Annotated in this window: 34 protein-coding genes; 31 read left to right on the top strand and 3 right to left on the bottom strand. The window is 47.2% G+C overall.

Features of this window, described 5'->3' with window-relative positions:
- Window position 1 precedes the first annotated feature (1 nt).
- The 31 genes from rpsC to BUA14_RS01965 all read left to right on the top strand — a co-directional run bounded on the left by rpsC (window position 2) and on the right by BUA14_RS01965 (window position 21,048).
- On the top strand, window positions 2-661 hold the full coding sequence (gene rpsC, locus BUA14_RS02115; RefSeq protein ID WP_072771052.1) for a 30S ribosomal protein S3: 660 nt from the start codon (window positions 2-4) through the stop codon (window positions 659-661).
- The gene (gene rplP, locus BUA14_RS02110) at window positions 662-1,099 is read left to right on the top strand and encodes a 50S ribosomal protein L16 (RefSeq protein WP_005810150.1); all 438 of its coding nucleotides are present in this window, start codon (window positions 662-664) and stop codon (window positions 1,097-1,099) included.
- A complete protein-coding gene (rpmC, locus tag BUA14_RS02105) occupies window positions 1,089-1,292 on the top strand; it encodes a 50S ribosomal protein L29 (RefSeq protein ID WP_072771051.1) in 204 nt (67 codons plus the stop codon). The genes rplP and rpmC overlap by 11 nt, the downstream gene beginning before the upstream one ends.
- Window positions 1,293-1,315: 23 nt before the next feature.
- A complete protein-coding gene (gene rpsQ / locus BUA14_RS02100) occupies window positions 1,316-1,576 on the top strand; it encodes a 30S ribosomal protein S17 (RefSeq protein WP_011459100.1) in 261 nt (86 codons plus the stop codon).
- Window positions 1,577-1,610: 34 nt separating this feature from the next.
- Window positions 1,611-1,979 (top strand): 50S ribosomal protein L14, encoded by a 369-nt coding sequence (rplN, locus tag BUA14_RS02095; protein WP_011459101.1) that lies wholly within the window; start codon window positions 1,611-1,613, stop codon window positions 1,977-1,979.
- A 27-nt stretch (window positions 1,980-2,006) separates the two neighbouring features.
- The gene (rplX, locus tag BUA14_RS02090) at window positions 2,007-2,345 is read left to right on the top strand and encodes a 50S ribosomal protein L24 (RefSeq protein ID WP_011459102.1); all 339 of its coding nucleotides are present in this window, start codon (window positions 2,007-2,009) and stop codon (window positions 2,343-2,345) included.
- 21 nt (window positions 2,346-2,366) lie between these two features.
- Window positions 2,367-2,906 (top strand): 50S ribosomal protein L5, encoded by a 540-nt coding sequence (gene rplE / locus BUA14_RS02085; protein ID WP_011459103.1) that lies wholly within the window; start codon window positions 2,367-2,369, stop codon window positions 2,904-2,906.
- 20 nt (window positions 2,907-2,926) lie between these two features.
- Window positions 2,927-3,112 carry a type Z 30S ribosomal protein S14 gene (locus BUA14_RS02080; RefSeq protein ID WP_011459104.1) on the top strand — a complete coding sequence of 62 codons (186 nt, stop codon included), beginning with the start codon at window positions 2,927-2,929 and terminating at the stop codon, window positions 3,110-3,112.
- Between the two features lie 25 nt (window positions 3,113-3,137).
- Complete coding sequence (rpsH, locus tag BUA14_RS02075; protein ID WP_011459105.1) at window positions 3,138-3,536, top strand: 30S ribosomal protein S8; 399 nt, start codon at window positions 3,138-3,140, stop codon at window positions 3,534-3,536.
- 24 nt (window positions 3,537-3,560) lie between these two features.
- Entirely contained in the window at window positions 3,561-4,115 is a 555-nt protein-coding gene (rplF, locus tag BUA14_RS02070; protein WP_005810135.1) for a 50S ribosomal protein L6, read from the top strand.
- A 52-nt stretch (window positions 4,116-4,167) separates the two neighbouring features.
- A complete protein-coding gene (rplR, locus tag BUA14_RS02065) occupies window positions 4,168-4,536 on the top strand; it encodes a 50S ribosomal protein L18 (protein WP_072771050.1) in 369 nt (122 codons plus the stop codon).
- 24 nt (window positions 4,537-4,560) lie between these two features.
- On the top strand, window positions 4,561-5,061 hold the full coding sequence (rpsE, locus tag BUA14_RS02060) for a 30S ribosomal protein S5 (protein ID WP_005810132.1): 501 nt from the start codon (window positions 4,561-4,563) through the stop codon (window positions 5,059-5,061).
- An 11-nt stretch (window positions 5,062-5,072) separates the two neighbouring features.
- Window positions 5,073-5,255 carry a 50S ribosomal protein L30 gene (rpmD, locus tag BUA14_RS02055; protein ID WP_072771049.1) on the top strand — a complete coding sequence of 61 codons (183 nt, stop codon included), beginning with the start codon at window positions 5,073-5,075 and terminating at the stop codon, window positions 5,253-5,255.
- Between the two features lie 18 nt (window positions 5,256-5,273).
- Window positions 5,274-5,717 carry a 50S ribosomal protein L15 gene (gene rplO / locus BUA14_RS02050; protein ID WP_015942765.1) on the top strand — a complete coding sequence of 148 codons (444 nt, stop codon included), beginning with the start codon at window positions 5,274-5,276 and terminating at the stop codon, window positions 5,715-5,717.
- Between the two features lies 1 nt (window position 5,718).
- Window positions 5,719-7,008 (top strand): preprotein translocase subunit SecY, encoded by a 1,290-nt coding sequence (gene secY / locus BUA14_RS02045; RefSeq protein ID WP_072771048.1) that lies wholly within the window; start codon window positions 5,719-5,721, stop codon window positions 7,006-7,008.
- A gap of 13 nt (window positions 7,009-7,021) precedes the next feature.
- Entirely contained in the window at window positions 7,022-7,675 is a 654-nt protein-coding gene (locus BUA14_RS02040) for an adenylate kinase (RefSeq protein WP_072771047.1), read from the top strand.
- Window positions 7,668-8,414, top strand: coding sequence for a type I methionyl aminopeptidase (map, locus tag BUA14_RS02035; protein WP_072771046.1), 747 nt, complete (start codon window positions 7,668-7,670; stop codon window positions 8,412-8,414). Before BUA14_RS02040 ends, map begins: the two co-directional genes overlap by 8 nt.
- A 34-nt stretch (window positions 8,415-8,448) precedes the next feature.
- On the top strand, window positions 8,449-8,667 hold the full coding sequence (gene infA / locus BUA14_RS02030; protein ID WP_005810121.1) for a translation initiation factor IF-1: 219 nt from the start codon (window positions 8,449-8,451) through the stop codon (window positions 8,665-8,667).
- A gap of 22 nt (window positions 8,668-8,689) precedes the next feature.
- Window positions 8,690-8,803 (top strand): 50S ribosomal protein L36, encoded by a 114-nt coding sequence (gene rpmJ / locus BUA14_RS02025; protein WP_005810119.1) that lies wholly within the window; start codon window positions 8,690-8,692, stop codon window positions 8,801-8,803.
- 176 nt (window positions 8,804-8,979) lie between these two features.
- Window positions 8,980-9,351: a 30S ribosomal protein S13 gene (gene rpsM, locus BUA14_RS02020; protein WP_005810116.1), complete on the top strand. Its 372-nt coding sequence runs from the start codon at window positions 8,980-8,982 to the stop codon at window positions 9,349-9,351.
- 19 nt (window positions 9,352-9,370) lie between these two features.
- Window positions 9,371-9,760 (top strand): 30S ribosomal protein S11, encoded by a 390-nt coding sequence (rpsK, locus tag BUA14_RS02015; RefSeq protein WP_072771045.1) that lies wholly within the window; start codon window positions 9,371-9,373, stop codon window positions 9,758-9,760.
- 12 nt (window positions 9,761-9,772) lie between these two features.
- Window positions 9,773-10,399 carry a 30S ribosomal protein S4 gene (gene rpsD, locus BUA14_RS02010; RefSeq protein ID WP_072771044.1) on the top strand — a complete coding sequence of 209 codons (627 nt, stop codon included), beginning with the start codon at window positions 9,773-9,775 and terminating at the stop codon, window positions 10,397-10,399.
- A 63-nt stretch (window positions 10,400-10,462) separates the two neighbouring features.
- Entirely contained in the window at window positions 10,463-11,410 is a 948-nt protein-coding gene (locus tag BUA14_RS02005) for a DNA-directed RNA polymerase subunit alpha (RefSeq protein ID WP_005810110.1), read from the top strand.
- Window positions 11,411-11,436: 26 nt separating this feature from the next.
- Window positions 11,437-11,775 (top strand): 50S ribosomal protein L17, encoded by a 339-nt coding sequence (gene rplQ / locus BUA14_RS02000; RefSeq protein ID WP_072771043.1) that lies wholly within the window; start codon window positions 11,437-11,439, stop codon window positions 11,773-11,775.
- Between the two features lie 515 nt (window positions 11,776-12,290).
- Window positions 12,291-13,724: a glutamate synthase-related protein gene (locus BUA14_RS01995; RefSeq protein ID WP_207649521.1), complete on the top strand. Its 1,434-nt coding sequence runs from the start codon at window positions 12,291-12,293 to the stop codon at window positions 13,722-13,724.
- Window positions 13,725-14,031: 307 nt separating this feature from the next.
- Window positions 14,032-15,075: a 4Fe-4S binding protein gene (locus BUA14_RS01990; RefSeq protein ID WP_143153411.1), complete on the top strand. Its 1,044-nt coding sequence runs from the start codon at window positions 14,032-14,034 to the stop codon at window positions 15,073-15,075.
- 324 nt (window positions 15,076-15,399) lie between these two features.
- Entirely contained in the window at window positions 15,400-16,980 is a 1,581-nt protein-coding gene (locus tag BUA14_RS01985) for an ABC transporter substrate-binding protein (protein WP_072771040.1), read from the top strand.
- A 132-nt stretch (window positions 16,981-17,112) separates the two neighbouring features.
- Entirely contained in the window at window positions 17,113-18,120 is a 1,008-nt protein-coding gene (locus BUA14_RS01980; protein ID WP_072771039.1) for an ABC transporter permease, read from the top strand.
- A 12-nt stretch (window positions 18,121-18,132) separates the two neighbouring features.
- Window positions 18,133-19,062 (top strand): ABC transporter permease, encoded by a 930-nt coding sequence (locus BUA14_RS01975; protein WP_072771038.1) that lies wholly within the window; start codon window positions 18,133-18,135, stop codon window positions 19,060-19,062.
- Between the two features lie 13 nt (window positions 19,063-19,075).
- Complete coding sequence (locus BUA14_RS01970) at window positions 19,076-20,086, top strand: ABC transporter ATP-binding protein (RefSeq protein ID WP_072771037.1); 1,011 nt, start codon at window positions 19,076-19,078, stop codon at window positions 20,084-20,086.
- Entirely contained in the window at window positions 20,083-21,048 is a 966-nt protein-coding gene (locus tag BUA14_RS01965; RefSeq protein WP_072771036.1) for an ABC transporter ATP-binding protein, read from the top strand. The genes BUA14_RS01970 and BUA14_RS01965 overlap by 4 nt, the downstream gene beginning before the upstream one ends.
- Before the next feature lie 71 nt (window positions 21,049-21,119).
- Here the strand turns inward: BUA14_RS01965 and BUA14_RS01960 are convergent, their stop codons facing one another.
- The 3 genes from BUA14_RS01960 to BUA14_RS01950 all read right to left on the bottom strand — a co-directional run bounded on the left by BUA14_RS01960 (window position 21,120) and on the right by BUA14_RS01950 (window position 23,895).
- Entirely contained in the window at window positions 21,120-21,668 is a 549-nt protein-coding gene (locus BUA14_RS01960) for a DUF5317 domain-containing protein (protein ID WP_072771035.1), read from the bottom strand.
- Between the two features lie 18 nt (window positions 21,669-21,686).
- Window positions 21,687-22,973 carry an HD-GYP domain-containing protein gene (locus BUA14_RS01955; protein ID WP_072771034.1) on the bottom strand — a complete coding sequence of 429 codons (1,287 nt, stop codon included), beginning with the start codon at window positions 22,971-22,973 and terminating at the stop codon, window positions 21,687-21,689.
- 262 nt (window positions 22,974-23,235) lie between these two features.
- Window positions 23,236-23,895 (bottom strand): hypothetical protein, encoded by a 660-nt coding sequence (locus BUA14_RS01950; protein WP_072771033.1) that lies wholly within the window; start codon window positions 23,893-23,895, stop codon window positions 23,236-23,238.
- Between the last annotated feature and the right edge of the window lie 96 nt (window positions 23,896-23,991).

The raw sequence follows: 23,991 nt of genomic DNA, 5'->3' as shown, positions 1-23,991 counted from the left end.
CGTGGGTCAAAAAGTAAATCCGAAAGGCCTCCGGGTCGGAATTATCCGTGACTGGGAAGGCCGCTGGTTTGCAGATAAAAACTACCTGGAACTCCTTCATGAAGATTTGAAGGTTCGCAAATTTGTGAAGAAGAAATTACATCAAGCAGGTGTTCCTAAGGTTGAGATTGAACGGGCAGCGAATCGGGTTAAGGTTTCGATTCATGCGGCTAAGCCGGGAATCGTGATCGGCCGCGGTGGTACCGAGGTAGAAAATCTCCGCAAACAATTAGAAGCTATGACAGGTAAACAAGTGGCCGTCAACATCGTGGAAATTAAAAAACCGGAGTTTGACGCACAGCTGGTTGCCGAGAGCATTGCTCAACAATTGGAGAAACGTGTATCTTTCCGCCGGGCTATGAAACAAACCGTTCAACGCACCATGCGTCAAGGCGGTCAAGGTATTAAGATCTCCTGCAGCGGCCGTTTGGGCGGTGCGGAAATTGCGCGGACCGAGTGGTACAGCGAAGGGAAAGTTCCCCTTCATACCCTCCGTGCCGACATTGATTATGGATTTGCTGAAGCAAATACCACCTATGGAAAGATTGGCGTAAAAGTCTGGATATATAAAGGAGAGGTTCTTCCCGCCAAGAAGGTCGCTCAGGTGGAAGGAGGAAAATAAATGCTAGTCCCAACCAGAGTAAAGCACCGGAAACAACATCGTGGCCGGATGCACGGAAAAGCAACTCGCGGTAACACGATTACCTTCGGCGAGTATGGATTAGTGGCTTTGGAGCCAGCATGGATTACCAATCGCCAAATTGAAGCAGCCCGTATTGCGATGACTCGTTACATCAAACGGGGCGGTAAAGTTTGGATTAAGATTTTCCCGGATAAGCCGATTACGGCGAAACCGGCTGAAACCCGTATGGGTAGTGGTAAAGGTTCCCCGGAGTATTGGGTAGCCGTCGTCAAACCCGGTCGTGTGATGTTTGAATTGGCTGGCGTGCCTGAAGAGATTGCTAAAGAAGCGCTTCGCCTTGCTATGCATAAACTTCCGGTTAAGTGTAAGATTGTACGCCGCGAGGAATTAGAAGGAGGTGACGCAAATGAAAACTAAAGATTTCCGTGATATGACCGATGAAGAGCTCCTCAAGGAGATTGATGGATACAAAACGGAATTGTTCAATTTGCGTTTCCAACTGGCCACCGGACAACTGGACAATCCTGCCAGAATCCGGGAAGTCAGGAAAGGGATTGCCCGTGGCAAGACCATTCTCCGTGAGCGCGAACTAAAAATTAACCGTGCTTAAGGTTGGAAAGGAGACTTTTTAACATGGAAAGAACCCAACGCAAAGTCAGAATGGGCAAAGTCGTAAGCGACAAGATGGATAAAACGGTCGTTGTTGCCGTCGAGATGAAAGTCCGCCATCCCCTTTACCATAGAACCATTACTCAAACCAAGAAATTTAAGGCTCATGATGAAAACAACGAAGCCAAGACCGGCGATACCGTTGTCATCATGGAGACTCGTCCTCTCAGCAAGGACAAACGCTGGCGCCTCATAGAGATCACAGAAAGAGCTGTGGCTCTCTAAGACTGAACTTTTAATGCGGAAGGAGGGTCAACAGATGATCCAAGTTCAAACTCGCCTCAGAGTCGGAGACAATTCTGGAGCTAAAGAACTGATGTGCATCAAGGTGCTTGGCGGTTCAATGCGCCGCTATGCATCGATTGGAGATATAATCGTCGCTTCTGTTAAAGAAGCAACACCTGGCGGCGTTGTCAAAAAGGGAGATGTCGTCAAAGCGGTTGTTGTTCGCACCAAGAAAGAAATTAAACGTAAAGACGGCACTTATATCCGTTTCAGCGAAAATGCTGCCGTTGTAATTAAAGATGATAGAAGCCCGCGGGGAACTCGTATTTTCGGACCCGTTGCCCGGGAATTGCGTGATAAGGATTTTATGAAAATCATCTCTCTCGCACCGGAAGTAATCTAAGACCCCATACCAGTGGAGGTGAATGAAGTGGCTGCTGTAAAGCAAAAGATGCACGTCAAAAAAGGCGATATGGTTATGGTCATTACAGGCAAAGATGCCGGCAAGAAAGGCAAAGTCCTGGAAGTGTTCCCGAAAAAGGGTCGTGTGGTTATTGAGAAAGTCAACATTGTCAAGCGTCACACCAAACCCAGTCAAAGCATGCCCCAAGGTGGGATCTTTGAGAAAGAAGCACCTATCGCCAGCTCAAATGTCATGCTGTATTGCACCGAGTGCAACAAAGTGACCCGGGTCAGCGTGAAGGAAACTGAGGCTGGAAAAGTCCGTGTTTGCAAAAAATGCGGTGTGAACCTGCCCGACAAAAAATAATCGAGAAGGGAGGGACCTTAGTTGGCTCGTCTAAAAGATAAGTTCAGCAATGAAATAGCTCCTGCATTACAGCAGAAGTTCAACTATAAAAATGTGATGCAAATTCCCAAGCTCGAAAAAGTGGTTATCAATGTGGGCGTTGGGGAAGCCATCCAAAACTCAAAAGCTATCGACGCTGCCGTCGGCGATCTGAGCAAAATCACCGGACAAAAACCTGTCGTAACCCGGGCGAAGAAATCCATCGCCGCTTTCAAACTCCGTACGGGAATGCCCATCGGCACGAAAGTGACCTTGCGGGGCGACCGCATGTATGAGTTCGTTGATCGTTTAATGAACGTAGCATTACCTCGTGTTCGTGACTTCCACGGTGTATCCGATAAGGCATTTGACGGACGTGGTAACTATACGCTCGGTATTAAAGAGCAACTCATCTTCCCGGAAATCGAATACGATAAGATCGATAAGGTCCGTGGTATGGATATTATTTTCGTTACAACGGCGAAAACCGATGAGGAAGCTCGTGAATTACTCGGAATGCTGGGAATGCCGTTCCGCAAGTAGAAAAAGGAGGGTCCTAGAGCGTGGCTAAAAAGTCTATGATCGTGCGCAATGCACGTCAACCGAAATATGCAGTTCGTCACCATAACCGTTGCAAACTCTGCGGCCGTCCCCATGCGTATATCCGCAAGTTCGGAATATGCAGGATTTGCTTCAGGGAGTTAGCTTACAAAGGCGAGCTTCCTGGCGTGAAGAAGGCCAGTTGGTAAGGCGTAAGGAAGGGGGAAGACTCAAGTGGCAATGTCAGATCCAATTGCAGATTTCTTGACCCGCATTCGTAATGCAGGCATGGTTTATCATGATAAAGTTGAAGTACCTGCTTCCAATGTCAAGAAAGCGATTGCTGAAATCCTTAAAGAAGAGGGTTTCATCAAAGATGTTGAATATATTTCCGATAACAAACAAGGAGTGATCCGTTGTTATCTGAAATACGGCCAAAATCGTGAGCGTGTCATTACCGGACTGAAGCGGATCAGCCGTCCCGGACTGCGCGTCTATGCGAAAAAAGATGAAGTACCGAAGGTTCTCGGCGGCCTGGGCGTGGCGATACTTTCCACATCCAAAGGCCTTATGACCGACAAGCGGGCTCGTCAAGAAGGTCTTGGCGGAGAAGTGCTCTGCTACATTTGGTAATCACACACTACGGAGGTGCAGAGAATGTCCAGAATTGGCAAGCGGCCCATTAGTATCCCTGGTGGCGTCGACGTCAACATAGAGGGCAATGTTGTGACTGTTAAAGGACCTAAGGGAACTTTAACGAAAGAAATGCATTCACTGATCAACATTGCCGTGGAAGAACAACAAATCGTCGTGACTCGTCCTGACGATCAACCTCTCAGCCGCTCCTTGCATGGTTTAACCCGTACACTGGTTGCCAACATGGTTGAAGGTGTTACGAAGGGTTTCAGCAAGAGCCTGGATATGGTAGGGGTAGGATACCGTGCTGCGAAGCAGGGGAACAAGCTCGTTCTCTCAGTCGGTAAATCCCATCCCGTGGAATTGATTCCCTTCGAGGGAATCGAAGTGGAAGTCCCTGCCCAGAACAAAATCATTGTTAAAGGCATGGACAAAGAACTGGTCGGTGATTTTGCCGCCGAGATTCGCAAGGAACGTCCACCTGAGCCTTACAAAGGCAAAGGAATCAAGTATGAAAACGAAGTCGTCCGTCGTAAAGCCGGTAAGACCGGTGCTAAAAAAGGCGGTAAAAAGTAAGACGTAAGGCAAGGGCAAAAACTCTTGCATAAATGAAAGGAGTGAGTTTCCTTTGATCACGCAAATTGACCGCAAAGCAATTCGCATGAAGAAGCATAAGCGAGTCCGGAAGGGCGTTTTCGGCACAGCAGAACGTCCCCGTTTGGCTGTATTCCGGAGTCTCAATCATATTTATGCCCAAGTGATTAATGATGAGCTTGGCGTGACTTTAGCAACCGCTTCATCTTTAGACTCCGAGTTTAAAGCTGCCGAGCTGGCCGGAGGCAATGTTGAAGGCGCCAAAAAAGTCGGCGAACTGGTTGCCAAACGAGCACTGGAAAAGGGTGTTTCCAAAGTGGTTTTCGATCGTGGCGGAAACATTTACCACGGACGGATCGCGGCTGTTGCAGAAGCAGCTCGTGAAGCCGGTCTGGAGTTCTAAGACACGGTAAAGGAGGGAAAATCATTGGCGAAAATCGATGCGAGTAAGTTAGAGTTGACTGAAAAAGTCGTTCATATTGCCCGCGTGGCAAAAGTTGTCAAAGGGGGACGCCGCTTCAGCTTCAGCGCCCTGGTCGTCGTCGGAGACGGCCAAGGCAATGTGGGAGCTGGACTCGGTAAAGCCGGAGAGGTACCTGAAGCCATTCGCAAAGGCATGGAAGATGCTAAAAAGAATATGGTATCGGTACCCTTGATCGGCACGACCATTCCCCATGCAATCTTAGGAAACTACGGAGCGGGAAGCGTTTTGCTCAAGCCTGCAACAAAAGGTACTGGAGTTATCGCCGGCGGAGCAGTCCGTGCCGTTCTTGAAGCTGCCGGTGTATCCGATATTCTCACCAAATCCTTGGGATCGGCGAATCCTCACAACATGGTGAATGCTACGATGGCTGCCTTAAAATCTTTGAAACGGGCGGAAGACGTTGCTAAACTCCGCGGTAAAACCGTAGAAGAAATTCTGGGTTAGGAGGGTTGGCAGTGAAAATTAAAGTAACACTCGTAAAAAGCCCCATCGGGTATTCAGAAAACCAACGCAAAGTCCTTAAGTCTCTTGGCTTAGGAAAAATGGGCTCCAGTGTAGTTCATGACGATACCCCCAGTATCCAAGGGATGATTCGCAAATGCGCGCACTTGGTTGCGGTGGCAAACGTCGCAGAATAAAAGGAGGTGTTGACGAGCATGAAATTGCATGAACTTAAGCCTGCACAAGGTTCAACGAAAGCTCCTAAGCGTTTAGGCCGTGGAATTGGCTCCGGAACCGGAAAAACTTCCGGTAAAGGCCATAAGGGTCAAAAAGCCCGTGCCGGCGGCGGCGTACGTCCCGGCTTCGAAGGCGGCCAACAGCCTCTTTCCCGCCGGATGCCCAAACGCGGTTTTACGAACATCTTCAAGAAAGAATATGTTGTCTTGAATGTCCGTGATTTGGAAGAACGCTTTGAAAATGGCGCGGTAGTCGGTTATGAGAGCCTCTTTGAAGTAGGCCTCATCAAAACGATTAAAGATGGCGTAAAGATACTGGGAACAGGAGAACTGACCAAAGCTTTGACAGTCCAGGTGGACAAAGTCAGCCAAACCGCGGCAGAGAAGATTGTAGCTGCCGGTGGAAAAGTCGAGGTGGAATAAGATGATTGTCGATTCCCTGAAAAATGCCTGGAAATTGCCAGAAATCAGGACAAAAATCGGATTCACCTTACTCATGTTTCTTATTTTCCGTATCGGTGCTCATATCCCGATTCCCTTCATCAACCATGACATTTTGTCGAATATCCTGGGATCGGGAACTTTGTATGATTTCTTAGATACCTTCTCCGGTGGATCCTTTAGGAGATTCTCGGTCTTTGCGCTGAGTATCACCCCTTATATTACGGCATCGATTATTCTTCAGCTTTTGACCATCGTCATCCCCTCCCTGGAGCGTCTTGCTAAAGAAGGGGAATTCGGACGGAAGAAAATCACCCAGTATACCCGTTATGGAACCGTCATCCTTGGCTTCATCCAAGGTTTTGGTATGACCTTTGGATTGCGTGGTGCCCTCATCATTCCCAAGCCGGGCATGGAATGGGCTATCTATCTCTTAGTGGCTTTGATCCTCACCGCCGGAACAGCGTTCCTGATGTGGCTGGGAGAACGAATCACTGAGAGTGGGATCGGTAACGGGATCTCGTTGATCATCTTCGCCGGGATCGTGGCCGGAGTACCGGATGCGATTAAACGTATCGCCGGACTCCTCAGTGTTGGAGAGATCCATGTTTTCTCCGTACTTGGACTTATCGTGATTGGTCTGGGCATCATTGCCGGAGTTGTCTTTATTCAGGAAGGTCAACGCAGAGTCCAGGTTCAGTACGCTAAGCGTGTGGTTGGGCGCCGCGTTTATGGAGGTCAATCCTCCCATATCCCTATGAAAGTCAACCAAGCCGGGGTTATTCCCATCATTTTTGCGATTAGCTTGCTCGCTTTCCCGAGCACTATCGCCACCTGGATGGACCCAGCCTCCGCCTATGTACGATTTGTTAACACGTGGTTTGTCATGAACGGCTCGCTGACTTCGATCCCTTACCTGATCGTGTATGCGATGCTGATCATCTTCTTCACTTACTTCTACACAGCCGTCAGCTTTAATCCGGTGGATGTGGCAGATAACCTGAAGAAGTATGGCGGGTTCATTCCTGGACTTCGTCCAGGCCGTGCTACCTCTGACTATCTTTCCAAAATTTTAAGCCGGCTTACTTTAGCCGGGGGAACCTTCCTCGCCATGATTGCGGTTCTTCCGAGTTTAGTCATCGGGCTGACTGGAATTCCCAACATCACTCTGGGCGGAACCTCATTGCTGATTGTAGTGAGCGTTGCGCTGGAAACCATGAAACAGTTGGAGTCCATGCTGATGCAGCGGCACTACCAAGGGTTCATGAAGTAAGGAGGACTACCTGATGAGAGCAATCCTCATGGGGCCCCCTGGGGCAGGCAAAGGAACACAAGCTGCCGATTTAATTACACGGTATCACATCCCTCATATTTCTACCGGGGATATGTTCCGGGCTGCGATTAAAGCAGGAACTGCCCTGGGAATGAAAGCTAAGGAATATATGGATGCCGGTTCTCTCGTCCCTGACGAGGTAACCATCGGGATCGTTGCTGAGCGATTGGCAGAACCCGATTGCAGCAAAGGATTCTTGTTGGATGGTTTTCCACGGACAGTCGCTCAGGCGGACGCTTTAGACAAGATTCTCACTCAGCTCAAGATGAATCTTGACGGCGTGATCAATATCGAAGTTCCTGAAGCAAAACTCCTTGAGCGCCTGACAGGCCGCCGGATTTGCCGGCAGTGTGGAGGGACCTACCATATGGTTTTCAATCCACCCGCAGCAGAAGCGGTTTGCGATAAATGCGGTGGAGAGCTTTATCAACGCAGCGATGACACTTTGGAAACCGCCAAGAACCGGTTGCAGGTCTATAATGATCAAACTCAGCCCCTTATCGATTACTATCGGGAAAAGGGCCTGCTGAAGGAGATCAACGGGGACCAGGATATTGCCCAGGTGTTGCAGGATATTGTGGACGCTATGGAGCATAAGCATGATTGAGTTGAAAAATCCTTCTCAGATTGCCGTGATGCGCAAAGCGGGGAAGATTGTGGCTGACACTCTCCAGCTGATGCGTGAAAACGTTAGGCCGGGAATCACCACGGGGGAGTTGGATCGAATCGCTGAGGACTATATCCGTAAATGCGGTGCTGTTCCTGCCTTCAAAGGGTACAACGGATTTCCCTCCTCTCTCTGCACTTCCGTCAATGAACAAGTGGTTCATGGTTTCCCCGGTTTAAGGACCCTGAAATCTGGAGATATTATCAGTATTGACTGTGGTGCGATCTTTGATGGCTATGTGGGAGATGCAGCAATTACCTTACCTGTAGGCGAAATTTCCGAAGAGCTGCAGCTGCTGCTGCGGGTTACGGAAGAATCTTTAATGAAGGGTATACCCCAAGCCATTAAAGGCAACCGCCTTCAGGATATATCCCACGCCGTACAAACCCATGTAGAGGCCCATGGCCTATCTGTTGTACGAGACTATGTCGGCCATGGAATTGGTCGGGCAATGCATGAGGATCCGCAGATCCCTAACTACGGTAAGCCAGGCCGAGGGCCACGACTCGAAATCGGGATGGTTTTGGCTATCGAACCCATGGTTAACTTAGGAACTTATGAAGTCAAAGTACTGAGTGACCATTGGACTGTCGTGACGAAGGATGGTAAAGCATCTGCCCATTTCGAACACACAGTAGCCATTACAGAAAATGGCCCTGAGATATTAACTCGGAGTTAAGTACACCCGATAGAGTGCCGGAGGAGGGCTGAACATGTCAAAAGAAGACGTTATTGAAGTTGAAGGAAAAGTCCTGGAACCACTGCCCAATGCCATGTTTTTAGTGGAATTATCCAATGGGCATAAGGTATTGGCACATGTATCCGGGAAGATTCGCATGAATTTTATACGTATTCTGCCGGGAGACCGGGTCACTGTGGAGCTTTCTCCCTATGACTTATCTCGCGGGCGGATCGTGTATCGGTTTAAGTAAGGACCAAAGGGAGGGGATTACGGTGAAAGTAAGGCCTTCTGTGAAAAAAATCTGTGAAAAATGCAAGGTCATTAAGCGCCATGGCAAAGTCATGGTGATATGTGAAAACCCGAAACACAAACAAAGGCAAGGATAAGACATTAAGCCCACCGTTGCGCGGCTGATTGGTTCTAGAGCTAGATCCAATGTAGCGGGAGCTGTCACCTTGCATAACTAGAGTTTGTTGCGGATGGTTTGTTTATTGGAATGAATGTAACAGCCATGGGATGTCTGTCCCAATGGTGTAACAGCTTATGGGGGTGTAAAGTTTAGATGGCACGTATCGCTGGAGTAGATTTACCGCGGGAAAAACGTGTTGAAGTGGGCCTGACCTATATCTATGGTATTGGGCTTCCCACCGCACAAAAGATCCTCGCCAGAACCGGCGTCAACCCGGAAACCCGTATTCGTGACTTATCCGAAGAGGAAGTGAACCGCCTCCGGGAAGTTATCGATAAAGAAATTAAAGTTGAAGGTGACTTGCGTCGGGAAGTATCCCTTAATATTAAGCGCTTGATGGAAATCGGCTGCTACCGTGGATTACGTCATCGTCGTGGGCTTCCTGTACGGGGTCAACGTACCAAGACGAATGCTCGTACCCGTAAAGGTCCGATCAAGACTGTTGGCGCAAAACGTAAAAAGTAATTAAGGGGGGATTACCGAGATGGCGCGTAAAGTTGTACGCACAAAACGCCGTGAGCGTAAAAACATCGCTACTGGCGTTGCCCATATTAAGTCCACATTTAACAATAGTATGGTCACCATTACCGATACAAAAGGCAATGTGATCTCTTGGTCCAGTGCGGGAGCCCTCGGCTTCAAAGGATCTCGTAAGAGCACTCCTTATGCTGCCCAAATGGCTGCCGAAACGGCTGCCAAAGCGGCCATGGAACATGGACTGAAAGAAGTTGAATGCTTTGTTAAGGGACCGGGTGCCGGCCGTGAGGCTGCTATCCGTGCTCTTCAAGCTGCCGGCTTGGAAGTTAATATGATTAAAGACGTGACGCCGATTCCGCATAATGGTTGTCGGCCTCCGAAACGTAGAAGGGTATAAGGAGGTGTCATCATGGCAAGATATACAGGCCCTGTTTGTCGTTTATGCCGCCGGGAAGGTATGAAGCTTTTCCTTAAGGGAGATCGTTGTTATACAGGCAAATGCGCGATCGATCGTCGTGCCTATGCCCCTGGTCAGCACGGCCAAAGCCGTGGCAAGAAGCCAACTGAATATGGTATTCAGTTGCGTGAAAAACAAAAAGTCCGTCGGATCTATGGCGTTCAGGAAAAACAATTCCGCAGTTACTATGATAAGGCCAACCGCCAAAAAGGGATCGTGGGTGAAAACCTGCTTCGTCTCTTGGAGCGTCGCCTTGACAATGTAGTATTCCAACTGGGATTTGCTACATCCCGTCCGGAAGCTCGCCAACTGGTGCGTCATGGTCACTTTACCGTGAATGGCCGCCGTGTTGATATTCCTTCTTTCCTCGTTCGTGTGGGGGACATCGTTGGTGTCAAAGAAGCCAGCAAAGCTTCACCACGCCTGAAGGAAATCCTGTCCTCTTTGGACCGGACTCCACCGAAATGGATGAGCTTGGATGCTAATGCTGCAACCGGAACAATCATCGCACTACCTGATCGAGAAGATATTCAAATGCCCATCCAAGAACATCTCATCGTTGAAAAATACTCCCGTTAACCCTAATCATGAGCTTAGGATGGCTTGTTGATATCAAGTTCCCGAGAAAGAAGGTGCATTCCGATGTTAGAAATCGAGAAGCCCAAGATTGAATGTGTCGAACGTACAGACGATAATTCCTACGCTAAATTTGTCGTTGAGCCTCTCGAAAGAGGATATGGGATTACCTTAGGTAACTCCCTGAGAAGAATTCTTCTCTCCTCTCTTCCGGGGACGGCAGTCACATCAGTAAAGATCGAAGGGGTACTCCACGAGTTTTCTACTGTACCAGGGGTTTTGGAAGATGTTACAGACATTATTCTCAACCTGAAGAGCCTTGCATTAAAAGGACATACGGATGAACCCAAAGTTCTCCGTCTGGAAGCCGAAGGAGAAGGAGTCATCAAGGCCGGCGACATCATCACTGATGCCGATATTGAGATACTCAATCCGGACTTGAAGATCGCGACTTTGGATAAGGATGGTCGTCTTTTCATGGAGATGACTGCCGAAAGAGGACGGGGCTATGTTTCGGCTGATAAGAACAAAAAGCCAGACCAAGCCATCGGAATCATTCCCATCGACTCCATTTTCGCACCCATCTATAAGGTCAATTATACCGTTGAAGATACTCGTGTCGGCATGGTCACAGACTATGACAAGCTCACCCTGGAGGTCTGGTCCAACGGCAGTATCACACCGGAAGAAGCGACCAGCCTGGCTGCGAAAATTCTCAGTGAGCACTTGCGTCTCTTTATCGGCCTCACCGATAAGCTCAACAATGTTGAGATCATGGTTGAGAAAGAAGAAGAAGCGAAAGACAAAATCCTGGAGATGACGATTGAAGATCTTGACCTCTCAGTCCGCTCATACAATTGTCTGAAACGGGCCGGCATTAACTCAGTAGAAGAACTGACCCAGAAGACGGAAGAGGATATGATCAAGGTGCGCAACCTCGGTCGTAAATCCTTGGAAGAAGTGGAGTCTAAGTTAAAAGAGCTCGGCTTGGGGTTCCGCAAAGCCGATGACTAATTCGGTGCAAAAGGAGGGGAACAACATTGGCTTACCGTAAATTGGGAAGAAACACAGGTCACAGAGGCTCCATGCTTCGCAACCTGGCTACCTCCCTTTTAAAACACGAGCGCATCCAAACCACAGAAGCCCGTGCCAAAGAGGTTAACGCGATTGCTGAGAAGATGATTACTCTCGGCAAGCAAGGGGATCTCGCTGCACGCAGAAATGCACTGTCTTATCTGTTGGAAGAAGATGTGGTCACTAAACTGTTTACAGAAATTGCTCCAAAGTATGCTGAGCGCCAAGGTGGATATACCCGGATCATTAAGGTCGGGCCTCGCCGCGGAGACGCTGCGGAAATGGTTCTTATTGAACTGGTATAACAAAAAGGGGCTGTCTCAGTGAGACAGTCATAAATAACCAAAGAGGGCGACCGGCAGATGCCGGTCGTCCTCTTTGGCGTGCGTAAACCATAGGTTGCGCAAACTATAGGTTAAAAGGTAAGGTTAGTTATATAAAATTATTGAACTTTAGCTTGACAAAGTTACCTTACGGTGATAAATTTTTGCTAGTATCCAAAGATGGAAGATATTATCAATGATATTTTAAAAGCGGATTAAAAAATAAAGAAATTAGAAATTCCCCTTCTCTTGTGAAATTTATATCAAATGGGTTGAGAGAAAACTCAAGGTTGCTCCTCACGGTGTAAGGAATCCGAAGAATTCCAGTTTAGCTATTGATAAAAACCAAAATTTAGCGGATTAACCATCATAAATAATAATATAACAAAGAAAGCAGGGAGAATATTATGTCTTTTAGTCCTGTATTAAGCTCCGTGTTCAATCAAACTAAAATGAGAGATCCATCACATCTCTGTTCCTTTTCCGGGATGTGTGCCATGTGTACTGCGGATTGTATAGGTACATGTGAAATTGGTCTGTCGGCAGTATTGGGAATGGACGCTGTCTATCCCAATACAACAGGAGATAACCAAATCGCCTCGGAAAAGAACTATCCTCTTGACTATTCTCATTTTAATATTAATGGCCGGGTTTTTGGGGCCATGGGAGCTCCGGAGGATGCGGATAAAGCCAATGTATATCATGTGAATTTAGAAACAACTATTGGCAAAAGAAACCCGGTAAAGCTGAAGTTGCCGATGGTGCTTCCTGCTCTGATCAAATTGAATTGGCAGGATTACTATGGCGGGGCGGCAATGGCGGGCGTGCTGACAGTTATCGGCGAAGGTGCGGTTAGTAAGGATCCACAGCTGCGTTATGAAAACGGTAAAGTAGTTCATGCTCCCAAGTTAAAGAAATTTTTGGGAGCGTTTCAGCAATATTACCACGGATATGGCCAGATTATCTTGCAGAATAATTATGATGATGACCAACAGGGTGTTGCGGAGTATGCTATCAAAGAATGTGGTGCGGAAGCGATTGAATTTAAGTTTGGTCAATCAGCCAAAGGAACACAACCGGCGGTGCGCATAAAGACTATCGAAGAAGCTTTAAAACATCAGGAAAAGGGTTTTTTGGTACATCCGGACCCTACAGATCCGACAGTTCGAGAGGCTTATGAGCGAAAAGCTTCGCCAGCCTTCTATTCCTACGGTCGTTTGCCCATGTGGAAGGAATCCTATTTGGTAGAACGCATTGACTATCTGCGTAGTTTGGGTATGAAGAATGTCTATTTCAAAATGGCCGGCTTTGATCCGGAGGATTTGGAACGTGTTTTACGCTTGGCAGTGACTTGTGGTGTAGATATGGTTACTTTCGATGGTGCAGGAGGCGGCTCCGGTTATAGTCCTTGTAAAATGATGAATGAATGGTGCCTGCCTACCGTATGCATGGAAAGTATCCTGGTCAGGATATTACAAAAACTGCAAGCCGAAGGGCTGGATCTTCCTAAGGTGGCCATAACCGGCGGGCTGGTCATGGAGGACCAGGTTTACAAAGCCCTTGCCCTCGGAGCGCCTTATATTTCCATCGCCGGCATCTGCCGGGGGGCAATGGCTGCTGCCATGAGCGCCCAAAAAATTGGGGAATTGATTAAATCCGGGGTAGTGCCAAAAGCCTATACTAAGTATGGGACGAGTATTGAGGAGATATTCCTGGACCTTCCGGAATTAAGAGGGATTTATGGCGATAAGGCTGATACATTTTCCTTAGGGGCCGTTGGCGTGTATTCTTATCTAAATCGCCTTAGCTTTGGGCTAAAGCATTTTGCAGCTTTGAACAGAAAATTTTCTCTGGAACACATTAACAAAAGGGATGTCTTTCCTCTGACCAGGGAGGCTAAAGAAGTATATGACGGTGTGTGGGGACTCTAGATTCTAGTGAAAGATTAGGGGGTTTTTGGTTTCTGTGAGAAGAGCCAGGCTGTATTGAAAGCCTGGCTTTTTGAGTTCCCGTTCTATTATTTTTTTCCAAAAAGCCCGGAAAGTCTTACAAGCAGGTTGTCCAGAGTTTTAGGTTTGAGCAGTACGGATACAAGACAGTTATCCGACCCGAGTCGTTTTCCAGCCTCTGCTGAAACACTATTAAGTGATTGTAATCACACTCTGATGGGGAATTTTTAAGTAAAATAAGATGTATGCCAAAAAGATGAGTAAAGATGGTGCAAGAAGGATGGACGGTATGAATATTAAAAAAGAGGAAAAAAGCAGATTGAATCTGCTCAATCAAGACCGGGCACCCCTGAAGCGGAGGGCGGTGCAGTTTTTATTTGGGTTGATTATTTTGCTGATCGGCATTCAATTTATTCGCTTTGTCAACTCTTATGCCGATCCTAATGCCACCTTGCTGGTTCACCGTCCGGCCGGAGTAGAAGCTTTTCTGCCCATCAGTGCCTTGGTGGCTCTGAAATCCTGGCTGTACACAGGGATATTTGATATTATCCATCCTGCGGGACTTGTCATCCTACTCTTGGCTATGGCCCTTTCCCTTGTATTCAAACGAAGCTTCTGCTCTTGGATCTGTCCCATTGGCACCTTATCCGAGGGATTGGCTATCGTCGGCCGGAAGCTTTGGGGCAGGAATTTTGTTCCGCCCCGTTGGCTGGATTACCCTTTGCGTTCTCTGAAATATATTCTTCTCAGCTTTTTCCTGGTCTTTATCCTGATCTTCATGGATGGCCCCAGTGCCTATGGTTTTCTGCAGACTCCTTATAATATGATCGCTGATGTTAAAATGCTGGATTTTTTTAAAAACCTTACCGTGACGGGCATGACCGTTATTGCAGTTCTTGCTTTGCTTTCGGTAGTTATCCAGAACTTCTGGTGCAGATATCTTTGTCCCTATGGTGCGCTGATGAGCTTGCTCAGTATCTTCAGCCCTTGGAAGATCCGTAGAAATGGGGATACATGCATCTCCTGCCAAAAATGTACGGCTGTCTGCCCTAATCAACTCAAAGTAGCTGAAGCAAAAGATATTTGGTCACCGGAGTGCTCCGGGTGTCTGAACTGTGTCAAAAGTTGTCCAGTTAAAGGAACCTTAGCATTCAGTTCACCTTCATCCGGTGGGAAAAGACTGGCCTTCGACCCCAAAAGGACGGCTATTGCCCTTATCGTGGTCTGGTTTATGGTGGTTGGGTTGGCAAAGTTCACGGGACATTGGGAAACCAGTATTCCCCCGGAAATGTATAAGGTCCTGATTCCCCAGGCGGAACAGCTTAACCATTAGGAGAAACAAATTGCTCATTCTGTTCAGGTTATTTTACCAATCTCCCGCAAAGTTCACCTTTGCGGGAGATTTTCCATGTCCAGCATAACCTGGCCCAGCCGATTTGTTCTTAGAAGAATTTAAATCGTACCAAGAAGCGCTGATAATTCCTGAGATCTGCACCTGTTTTTTCAAATACTTAAGAAATATCATATCTTAACTGAATATTCCTTAGATCTGCCTAAAAGTTTTATAATCTAGAAAAGATTTAGATTATTGACAGAATCCTATTGAGTGATAGAATAAAATAAGGTTAACTAATATATAACAAAGGGGAGAAGAAAGTTGAAAAAAGGAAAACGGTTTATTGCCCTTGCCTTGACGGCGCTTTTGGTCAGCGTTTCTATCGCCGGTTGCGGTGGAGGCAGCAAAAGTACAGGGAGCCCTGACTCAGGAGAAAAAGTGGACAAAGCAAAAGAAACATTAATCTATGCTCAGGGTGCCGAGCCCAGAGGACTGGACCCAGCCCTTGTCGATGATGGAGAATCGGCAAAGGTCATGATCAATATTTATGAAGGCCTCCTGCAGTACAATAAGGATTCAACAAAGGTTGAACCTTCTTTGGCTAAAAAGTGGGATGTAAGTGAAGATGGCCTTTCGTACACTTTCTATCTTCAAGAGGGCGTCAAGTTCCATGACGGAACAGACTTCAATGCCGAAGCTGTGAAGTTCAATATCGACCGTCAAATTCCGCCTCAGGCCACTCCTGATATGGCGTATGGTTCCTTTGTTTATGGATCGGTAAAAAATGTAGAAGTTGTGGATACCAACACTGTTAAAATTAACTTAACAGATCCCAGTACTCCTTTCCTCAATAACCTGGCTATGGTTATGAGTGCTCCTATGGTCAGCCCTAAGGCTTTACAGGAGAAAAATAACAACGTGAACCAAGATCCTGTAGGCACAGGCCCATACAAATTTGTAAGCTGGGCTAAGGATGAAAACATTGTGCTGGTTCGCAATGATGAATACTGGGGCGAAAAAGCGTTGACCAAGAATGTCATCTTCAAATTCATCAAAGATAACTCAGCCCGTGTGGTTGCCTTAAATAATGGCGAAGCCGATATGATCGATGGCATCGATGCTACAGTCGTTGAGCAAATCACCGGTGCAGGGAATAAAGTCTTCCAAGCTCCCGGCATGAATGTCAATTACATGGCTTATAACACTTCAAGAGCACCTTTTAATGATGCTAAAGCCCGCAAAGCTGTTTCTCAAGCTATTAATGTTCCGGAATTAGTTGACAGCCTCTATCAAGGTTATTCCGAGACGGCAACCTCCATTCTGCCTACCTTTATGGAAGGGTATGACAAGAGCATCACTCAAGCTGCCTATGACCCTGCTGCATCTGCGGAAGCCCTCAAGGCTGCCGGCATAACAAATGTTCATATCATCACCTATACCAACCCCAGACCTTATAATGCTGCTACCGGTCAGGCCTTGGCTGAAGCAATTCAAGGTTACCTTTCTAAAGTTGGTGTAACCGCGACCATCGACTCCTTTGACTGGACCACCTATAAAGAGAAAGTTAAGGCAGGAGATTATGATATCTGTTTCTATGGTTGGATCGGAGATAACGGAGATCCGGACAACTTTATGTATCTGCTGGCTCATGAAGACCCGACCATGAACGTAGCCCGCTATGCTAACCCTGAATTTAACAACCTGATTAAAGAAGGTATTAAAGCTCCTGCAGGCCCGGAGCGCGATAAGATTTATACCGAACTGGAAAAGATCGCAGCTGCAGACGCAGCATGGCTCCCTATTTCCCATGCTCAGACCCTCGCTGCGTACAGACCCAATGTTCAAAACTTCTTATATCATGTAACCGGTGTTACTCCATTTGCCGGAGTATCCAAACAATAGCAAAAAGTAGGCTGCCGAGAACCGGTATCTTTACCGGTTCCCGGTTTTGCTTTTTCACACTGAACTAATCCCCCTGGTGTTTTTAAGCAAAGCCGGATTTTCTATAATCTTTAGAGCCGAAGGGTGTTGGAGATGCTAAAATATATCATTAAACGAATCTTAATGTTAATTCCAGTATTGATAGGTGTATCCATTATTGTGTTCCTGATAATGCGTGTTTTTTCACCCGATCCTGCACCCATTGTCCTAGGGCAGCATGCGACTCAGGAGACAGTGGATGTTTGGAGGCAGGCCAACGGCTTAAACGACCCCATTCCCCTTCAATATCTTCATTTTATTACAGGTGCTCTGCAAGGCAACTTTGGAACATCCTATTATACTAAGGCACCGGTCATTGAGGAAATTATGTCCCGTTTTCCGGCCACTATTGAATTGGCCTTGTTCGCTATTATTATTGCTTCTGTATTCGGAATCATTATTGGTATTATTTCCGCGGTGAAAAAGAACTCCTTGTTTGATAATGCAGGTATGTTCCTGGCCCTGGTGGGGGTATCCATGCCCATCTTTTGGTTGGGAATCCTGCTGATTATTCTTTTTTCCGGGACTCTCCATTGGCTTCCTTCCAGCGGCAGGATTGATCCGCTGCTGAGGCCGATGAGTGTTACAGGATTTTATCTTATCGACAGTCTGATTGCCGGAGACCTGGAGGCTTTTGCCGATGCTTTCCAGCATTTGATCTTACCGGGTATGGCCCTTGCCATGTACTCCATGGCCATCATTACCCGCATGACCCGTTCCAGCATGCTGGACACCCTGCAGCAGGATTATATCCGCACTGCAAGAGCTAAGGGGGTATCTGAGGGGAAGGTTATACGAAAGCATGCTTTCCGCAATGGTCTGATACCTATCGTTACAGTGATCGGTCTCCAATTGGGGAGTCTGCTCGGCGGAGCAGTGCTGACAGAAACCGTCTTCTCCTGGCCGGGTATCGGTTCCTATACCGTAGCCTGCATCCTTAAGTCTGATTTTCCGGTGGTGCAGGGAGTTGTACTGCTGATTGCCACGGTTTTTGTAATGATGAATTTGCTGGTCGACGTGATCTATGCCTTTTTAGATCCACGTATTAAATATTCCAAGTAGGAGGTAGCTTGTATGAAAAATACCAATGTTTCAAGCTCAGATAACACTCTGCAGGCTGCTGAATACGTGGAAAAACCGGAGTCGCAGCTGAAGGAAATGTGGGATACACTCAAGCAGAATAAGGCCGCAGTGGTCGGCTTATGTATCATCATCATGCTGGTTCTTATCTCTCTCGTGGTCTGGGTGGGCAACCTTCTGGGCATCCAGGTTTTGCCCTATGACCCCAACTATTCCGATATGTCCAAAAGCTTTACTCATCCTAATGCCGAGCACTGGTTCGGCACCGACCAGTTGGGCAGAGACATGTTCAGCAGAGTCATGGATGGAACGAAGATTTCTCTCTTTGTCGGAGTTGCGGCAGTTTCCATCTCACTCACCGTCGGTGTTGTCCTGGGAGCCATCGCCGGCTATCGCGGCGGCAGAACAGATACGATCATCATGAGATTCATGGATATGATCCTGGCTATCCCCTCCATCCTGTTGGCCATTGCTTTCATGGCCGCTCTGGGTAAGGGCCTGGATAAAGCGGTCATAGCCATTGGATTGGTGTCCATTCCGGAGTATGCCCGCATCGTCCGGGGCAGTATTCTTTCTATCAAAGAGAGTGACTATGTGCAGGCGGCCAAGGTGATTGGCAACAGGGACAGTCGTATTATCTTCAAGCATATCCTGCCCAATATCGTATCCCTCATCGTCGTGCGGGCCACCTTGGGAATTTCCACGGCTGTGCTGGATACTGCGGCCCTTGGCTTTTTAGGCCTGGGTGTCCAACCGCCCTTTGCTGAATGGGGAGATATGTTAGGAAGGGCCAGAGGTTTCATTTTTACCGCACCCTATACCTTGATTTTCCCGGGCATTGCCATCACGATTACGGTTTTGGCCTTTAATTTACTGGGTGACGGGCTTCGTGATGCTCTTGATCCAAAATCCAGAATAAAATAGGGGTATGAGTACAATGTTATTGGAAGTAAACAATTTAAAAACGGAATTTAAACTGAAACGCGGTACGGTGAGAGCCGTTGATGACATCAGTTTTTCAGTAGATAAAGGTGAAATTCTGGCTATTGTCGGGGAATCGGGCTCCGGTAAAAGCGTGACCTCCCTGTCCATTATGGGGCTTCTACAGAACCCCGGCAAAATTGCCGGCGGAGATATTCTGTTTGACTCCCAAAACCTGACCCGGATGAACAAGAAGGAGCTGCAGGATATTCGGGGCAACAAAATCTCCATGATCTTTCAGGAACCCATGACCTCTTTGAATCCAGTCCAAAGGATTAAGGATCAGATTATGGAAAGCCTGATGATCCATAAAAAGATCAGCAAAAAAGAGGCTCTGGCCAGAACCATTGAGTTGCTGGACATGGTGGGCATACCCTCGGCGGCCCGACGTGCTGATGATTATCCCCACCAAATGAGCGGGGGAATGCGTCAGAGAGTCATGATCGCCATGGCCTTGTCCTGTGAGCCCCAGCTACTGATCGCCGACGAACCGACCACAGCTCTCGATGTCACCATTCAGGCTCAGATTCTCGATCTCCTTTATCATATGCGGGAAAAATTCAATATGGCGGTTTTGCTGATCACCCATGACCTGGGTGTTGTTTCGGAAGCAGCAGACCGGGTCATCGTCATGTATTGCGGAAAAATCGTGGAAGAGGCTGATGTGAAGACGTTATTTAAAAACCCTCTCCACCCCTATACGGTAGGGCTGCTCAATTCCATCCCTCAGATCGATGATGACAGCGAGGAGCGCTTGTATATGATCAAGGGCATGGTGCCTAATCCTTTAAATATGCCTTCCGGATGCTCTTTTTCTGATCGCTGTGACCGATCTATGGAACGCTGCACCAGGGAAATCCCGGAACTTCTGGAGATCGACGGGCACAAAGTGCGCTGCTTTTTATACGAAGAAGCTCAGGAAGAAGCTGAGGAAGAAGCTGAGGAAGGGGGATTGGCTGTCCAATGAGCGTTTTAATGGAAATTCAAAATCTCTCCAAGCACTTTCCGGTAGTAAGCAATTTTCTCGGCAAATCCAGCAGTTTGCTGAAGGCAGTGGACGATGTCTCGTTTACCATTCATAAAGGAGAGGCTTTTGGTTTGGTGGGAGAATCCGGTTGCGGGAAAACCACTCTGGGTAAAATTATTGTTAACCTCTATAGCCCCACAAAGGGCAACATGATTTTTGAGGGCAAGGATCTCACCAAGCTTAAGGAAAGCCAGCGCCGGGCCTATTGCAAGGATATTCAGATGATTTTCCAGGATCCTTACGCTTCCTTAAATCCCCGGATGACCGTAGGGGATATCATTGCTGAGCCGATTGTGATCAATAAGTTATTGCCAGCCAACAAAGTGGAGGAACGTGTCACTTACCTTTTGAACTGTGTCGGTCTGGCCCAGCATCAGAGAAACCGCTACCCCCACGAATTTTCCGGAGGCCAGCGCCAGCGGGTAGGAATTGCCCGGGCTTTGGCTGTAGAGCCCAAGCTTATTGTCTGTGATGAGCCGGTTTCGGCCTTGGATGTGTCCATTCAAGCCCAAGTCCTCAATCTTTTGGCTGATCTGAAGGATGAATTCGGGCTGACCTATCTTTTCATTGCCCATGGTTTGAATGTAGTGAAGCATATCAGCGACCGGGTAGGTGTCATGTATCTGGGGAAATTGGTGGAAATAGCCCTCAAAAAGGAGCTGTACGCCAATCCTTTGCATCCTTATACCCAGGCTTTGCTTTCCGCTATACCGATCATTGATCCGGAGAAGAAAAAACAGCGGATTATTTTGGAAGGGGATGTGCCCAGCCCCATTAACCCCCCCGCCGGCTGCCGCTTCTGTTCCCGATGTTTTAAGGAAATGCCTGTCTGCAAAGAAACAGCACCGGAGCTGCAAGAGATTTCTCCGGGGCATTGGGTGGCCTGCCACCTTTTGGATTAGGAAAGCTTAGGGAAAGTCAATAAAAAAGATGACCTTATCCTACTTTTGCTGTAAGACAAGGTCATCTTTTTTTATTGTGGCCTATTCTCCGATCGGCGCATCTGCATGATAATAAAGATCCCCATGCCCAGGTCGATAAGAATATCCCCCAGACTAAAGAGCTGCTTTCCCAAAACCGGGATATTTATAAACAAGATATCTGCCAGTATGTTTAAACGCGTTGAATCGGTAAGGATTCCATGGGTGCCTGTTCCGGCTTGGAGAAGTTGTCGGCTTGCTTCAGGAAGATAAGCAGGGTCAACCGGCATTAGTCCGCTATTAAGAACAATGACCACCCCATTGAAGGCAATTCCCAGAGAAACCAGAGAGAAGCCTCCATAGGACCGATTTTTCAATGTAAAGCCGATCAGCAATAAATAAGATAGTGAGTGAGAAAAAGGTATAGTCCAGTGATTTTCCCACCCAAGATGGAGTTTGACCGACCAAAAGGCAAAAAGTTGAAAAAGAGCTCCTAAAAATAAGAGCTCCAGTCGTTTAGGGTTTACATCAAATAAAGAACTAAGTTTTCCTCCAACTAAAAGGCCGATCAGGATGGCCAAAATAATTGATTCAAGCAGCATCTCGTTCCCCCCTAACGCTTAGTTGGCTATTGGCATGTCTGTTATGGGCGAAGGTTTTTCTGTCTGGTTTTCCTTCTGAATAACCCGGCAAAAGGCTTCGACAACTTCCGGGTCCAATTGGCTTCCGGCAACCCGCCGCAATTCGGCAATAGCTTCCGAGGAAGAAAGGGATTGCCGGTAGCTTCTGCTTGAGGTCATGGCGTCATAAGTATCGGCCACAGCAATAATCCGACTTTCCTGGGGAATATCCTTGCCCTTAATACCGTCGGGATAACCTGCACCATCGAAGCGTTCATGATGAAAGCGCACTGCAGATCCTACATCAAAGAGAAAATCAATGCTCTGAATAATGTTTTGACCGATTACGGGGTGATTGCAGATAAATTTCCATTCCGCATCATCCAGTTTGCCTTTTTTATTGAGAATAGTTTCACTGACTCCGATTTTCCCTACATCATGCAAAATTCCGGCGTACTTGATAAACTCCACCCGGTCCTCCGGCAAGTTCATTTCTTCAGCTAATTTAATAGACCATTCGGCAACACGGCTGGAATGGCCGCTGGTATAGGAATCTTTAGCCTCCAAAGCTTGGACGAGGGCGGTAACCGTGTTAAGATAGTTTTTCCGCATATCGATGTAGAGCTGGAAGGAGTGGCGGGCAAGCAGCAGGGGTACGGAAAGCATGATCAGTCCTAAAGGGCCATAACGTACATAAATCATGGCCATAAGGACTCCCAGAGGAGCAAGGGCCAGAAAGTTGGGCACAGACCAGCGGATATTGCCCTTCCAAATAGCCCAAGGGGATTTTTCGCTGATTTTTCCTAAGGCAATGGAGACAAGTGTCACATTGGAGAGCATGTACGTAAAGGCGGCAAGGAGATAGATGGGTAAATGTCTTATATCCACCGCAAAATCGGTGAGTCCGGCTTGAATAAGGACAGTTTTAGCCATGGCCAAGGAGATGATAAATTGTGAGGCATTAAAAAAACGTTTCCATAAAGGCTGATCTTCAGCCGCTTTGCCAAAGAGAATCAGTGCTCCACAGGTTGCTATGGGAAGTATAACTCCCATGGGAAATAAGATGGCTGCTGCGACAAAGACGGCACAACTTACTGTAACATAGCCACCCTTAGGCAGAGCTACAGGCAAGCACTCACTGGCAACGGTTAATACTGCAAAAACCAGAAATTGGGACAGCATGCCTATTTCCCAATGAGTGCTTAACAGGCTCCATATCAGAATGAGGGTTGCACAAAAAACTATGAAGTTAAAATAGCTGCAGAATTTGAAGTTTTCTTTTAACATGCTCTCCTCATCTTGAATGACCGGCTTTAACCTAGATTAGATCTTGTAGCTTGCGCCGCCTGCGAGAACAAGCGTTACAAGAACAGTAATGATTTTATAGAGTTTGCTCATGCGGTAGACCCCCTTTTAATCTATATTAAAGATCAAGGTGTAACCGCTTCGCTCTTTTCCGCTTCGCTCAACTAGGAAAGAACGATTTCACAAATTCTAATCTGTAGGTGTTAAGCCGGTCAAAATCAACATAGCTTAAAATCAAATTTATTTAATAGAACCATAGTTTTCGATTGACGGCATCTAAGGTCGCTTTGACGATAGCTTCCCGCTCATCATTTTTGACCAGTGCGCAACCAACCAAGTTCTGTTCACCCAGGGGGGTCATCAAGCAGATGATGACCTGTGCCACCTGATATTTTCCTAAACGGGTGATCATAACATCTTCCGTGGCAAAGAAAAGCTTTTCCATGAGGGAACCTGATAAGGCATTGACTGTAGCATCCACAAAAAGACGCAGTCTGTTATAAGTCGTGGAGGTGCCTGAAGCAATTCCTTCATAGGTCTCATCTCCCATCGAGAGCTCCACCTTCACCTCGGCCATCATATTGTTTGTATGTAAGGATATGCTGATGAGTTTAGGGCGGATCTGTGTTCTTTTCGGGGGGAAATGGAGAGAAGAGCTTGCTTCATCTTCTTGCTGCTCCAGCTGCACGACACTCACTATTTTATGATCGATTTCTATGCCGAATTGAGCGGCCAGTACGGATTCGACATCCCGTACGATTTGTTTGGGGTTACGCTCTGAATTGGCCAGAACATGAATTTCGGAGATTTCGTTAGACTCATTACCTTTTATGCGAGTTCCGATGACCGACCTGATTTTTTTAATGGCCTCCTCATAGGGCGCCCAGCTCATTTCGCCTGACATAAAGTTCCTCCCGCAACCAAGATAATTTGTCGATTTGTGTATTTCGACACCAGTTTATAACTTTCCTTCTTTATTTGGATTATGAAAAGATATTTC

This window comes from Desulfitobacterium chlororespirans DSM 11544 (genome assembly GCF_900143285.1).
Taxonomy (GTDB): domain Bacteria; phylum Bacillota; class Desulfitobacteriia; order Desulfitobacteriales; family Desulfitobacteriaceae; genus Desulfitobacterium; species Desulfitobacterium chlororespirans.
This window is presented reverse-complemented; position numbering and strand designations above follow the sequence as displayed.

Coding starts and splice junctions, on each gene's coding strand:
- rpmC (WP_072771051.1), top strand. CDS start 1,089: ATGAAAACTAAAGATTTCCGTGATATGACCGATGAAGAGCTCCTCAAG.
- BUA14_RS02040 (WP_072771047.1), top strand. CDS start 7,022: ATGAGAGCAATCCTCATGGGGCCCCCTGGGGCAGGCAAAGGAACACAA.
- BUA14_RS01990 (WP_143153411.1), top strand. CDS start 14,032: ATGAATATTAAAAAAGAGGAAAAAAGCAGATTGAATCTGCTCAATCAA.
- rpsM (WP_005810116.1), top strand. CDS start 8,980: ATGGCACGTATCGCTGGAGTAGATTTACCGCGGGAAAAACGTGTTGAA.
- rplP (WP_005810150.1), top strand. CDS start 662: ATGCTAGTCCCAACCAGAGTAAAGCACCGGAAACAACATCGTGGCCGG.
- rpsQ (WP_011459100.1), top strand. CDS start 1,316: ATGGAAAGAACCCAACGCAAAGTCAGAATGGGCAAAGTCGTAAGCGAC.
- rpsD (WP_072771044.1), top strand. CDS start 9,773: ATGGCAAGATATACAGGCCCTGTTTGTCGTTTATGCCGCCGGGAAGGT.
- BUA14_RS01950 (WP_072771033.1), bottom strand. CDS start 23,895: ATGTCAGGCGAAATGAGCTGGGCGCCCTATGAGGAGGCCATTAAAAAA.
- BUA14_RS01980 (WP_072771039.1), top strand. CDS start 17,113: ATGCTAAAATATATCATTAAACGAATCTTAATGTTAATTCCAGTATTG.
- BUA14_RS01995 (WP_207649521.1), top strand. CDS start 12,291: ATGTGTACTGCGGATTGTATAGGTACATGTGAAATTGGTCTGTCGGCA.
- BUA14_RS01955 (WP_072771034.1), bottom strand. CDS start 22,973: ATGTTAAAAGAAAACTTCAAATTCTGCAGCTATTTTAACTTCATAGTT.
- secY (WP_072771048.1), top strand. CDS start 5,719: ATGATTGTCGATTCCCTGAAAAATGCCTGGAAATTGCCAGAAATCAGG.
- BUA14_RS01970 (WP_072771037.1), top strand. CDS start 19,076: ATGTTATTGGAAGTAAACAATTTAAAAACGGAATTTAAACTGAAACGC.
- BUA14_RS02005 (WP_005810110.1), top strand. CDS start 10,463: ATGTTAGAAATCGAGAAGCCCAAGATTGAATGTGTCGAACGTACAGAC.
- map (WP_072771046.1), top strand. CDS start 7,668: ATGATTGAGTTGAAAAATCCTTCTCAGATTGCCGTGATGCGCAAAGCG.
- BUA14_RS01960 (WP_072771035.1), bottom strand. CDS start 21,668: ATGCTGCTTGAATCAATTATTTTGGCCATCCTGATCGGCCTTTTAGTT.
- rpsK (WP_072771045.1), top strand. CDS start 9,371: ATGGCGCGTAAAGTTGTACGCACAAAACGCCGTGAGCGTAAAAACATC.
- BUA14_RS01975 (WP_072771038.1), top strand. CDS start 18,133: ATGAAAAATACCAATGTTTCAAGCTCAGATAACACTCTGCAGGCTGCT.
- rplO (WP_015942765.1), top strand. CDS start 5,274: ATGAAATTGCATGAACTTAAGCCTGCACAAGGTTCAACGAAAGCTCCT.
- rplN (WP_011459101.1), top strand. CDS start 1,611: ATGATCCAAGTTCAAACTCGCCTCAGAGTCGGAGACAATTCTGGAGCT.
- infA (WP_005810121.1), top strand. CDS start 8,449: ATGTCAAAAGAAGACGTTATTGAAGTTGAAGGAAAAGTCCTGGAACCA.
- rplF (WP_005810135.1), top strand. CDS start 3,561: ATGTCCAGAATTGGCAAGCGGCCCATTAGTATCCCTGGTGGCGTCGAC.
- BUA14_RS01965 (WP_072771036.1), top strand. CDS start 20,083: ATGAGCGTTTTAATGGAAATTCAAAATCTCTCCAAGCACTTTCCGGTA.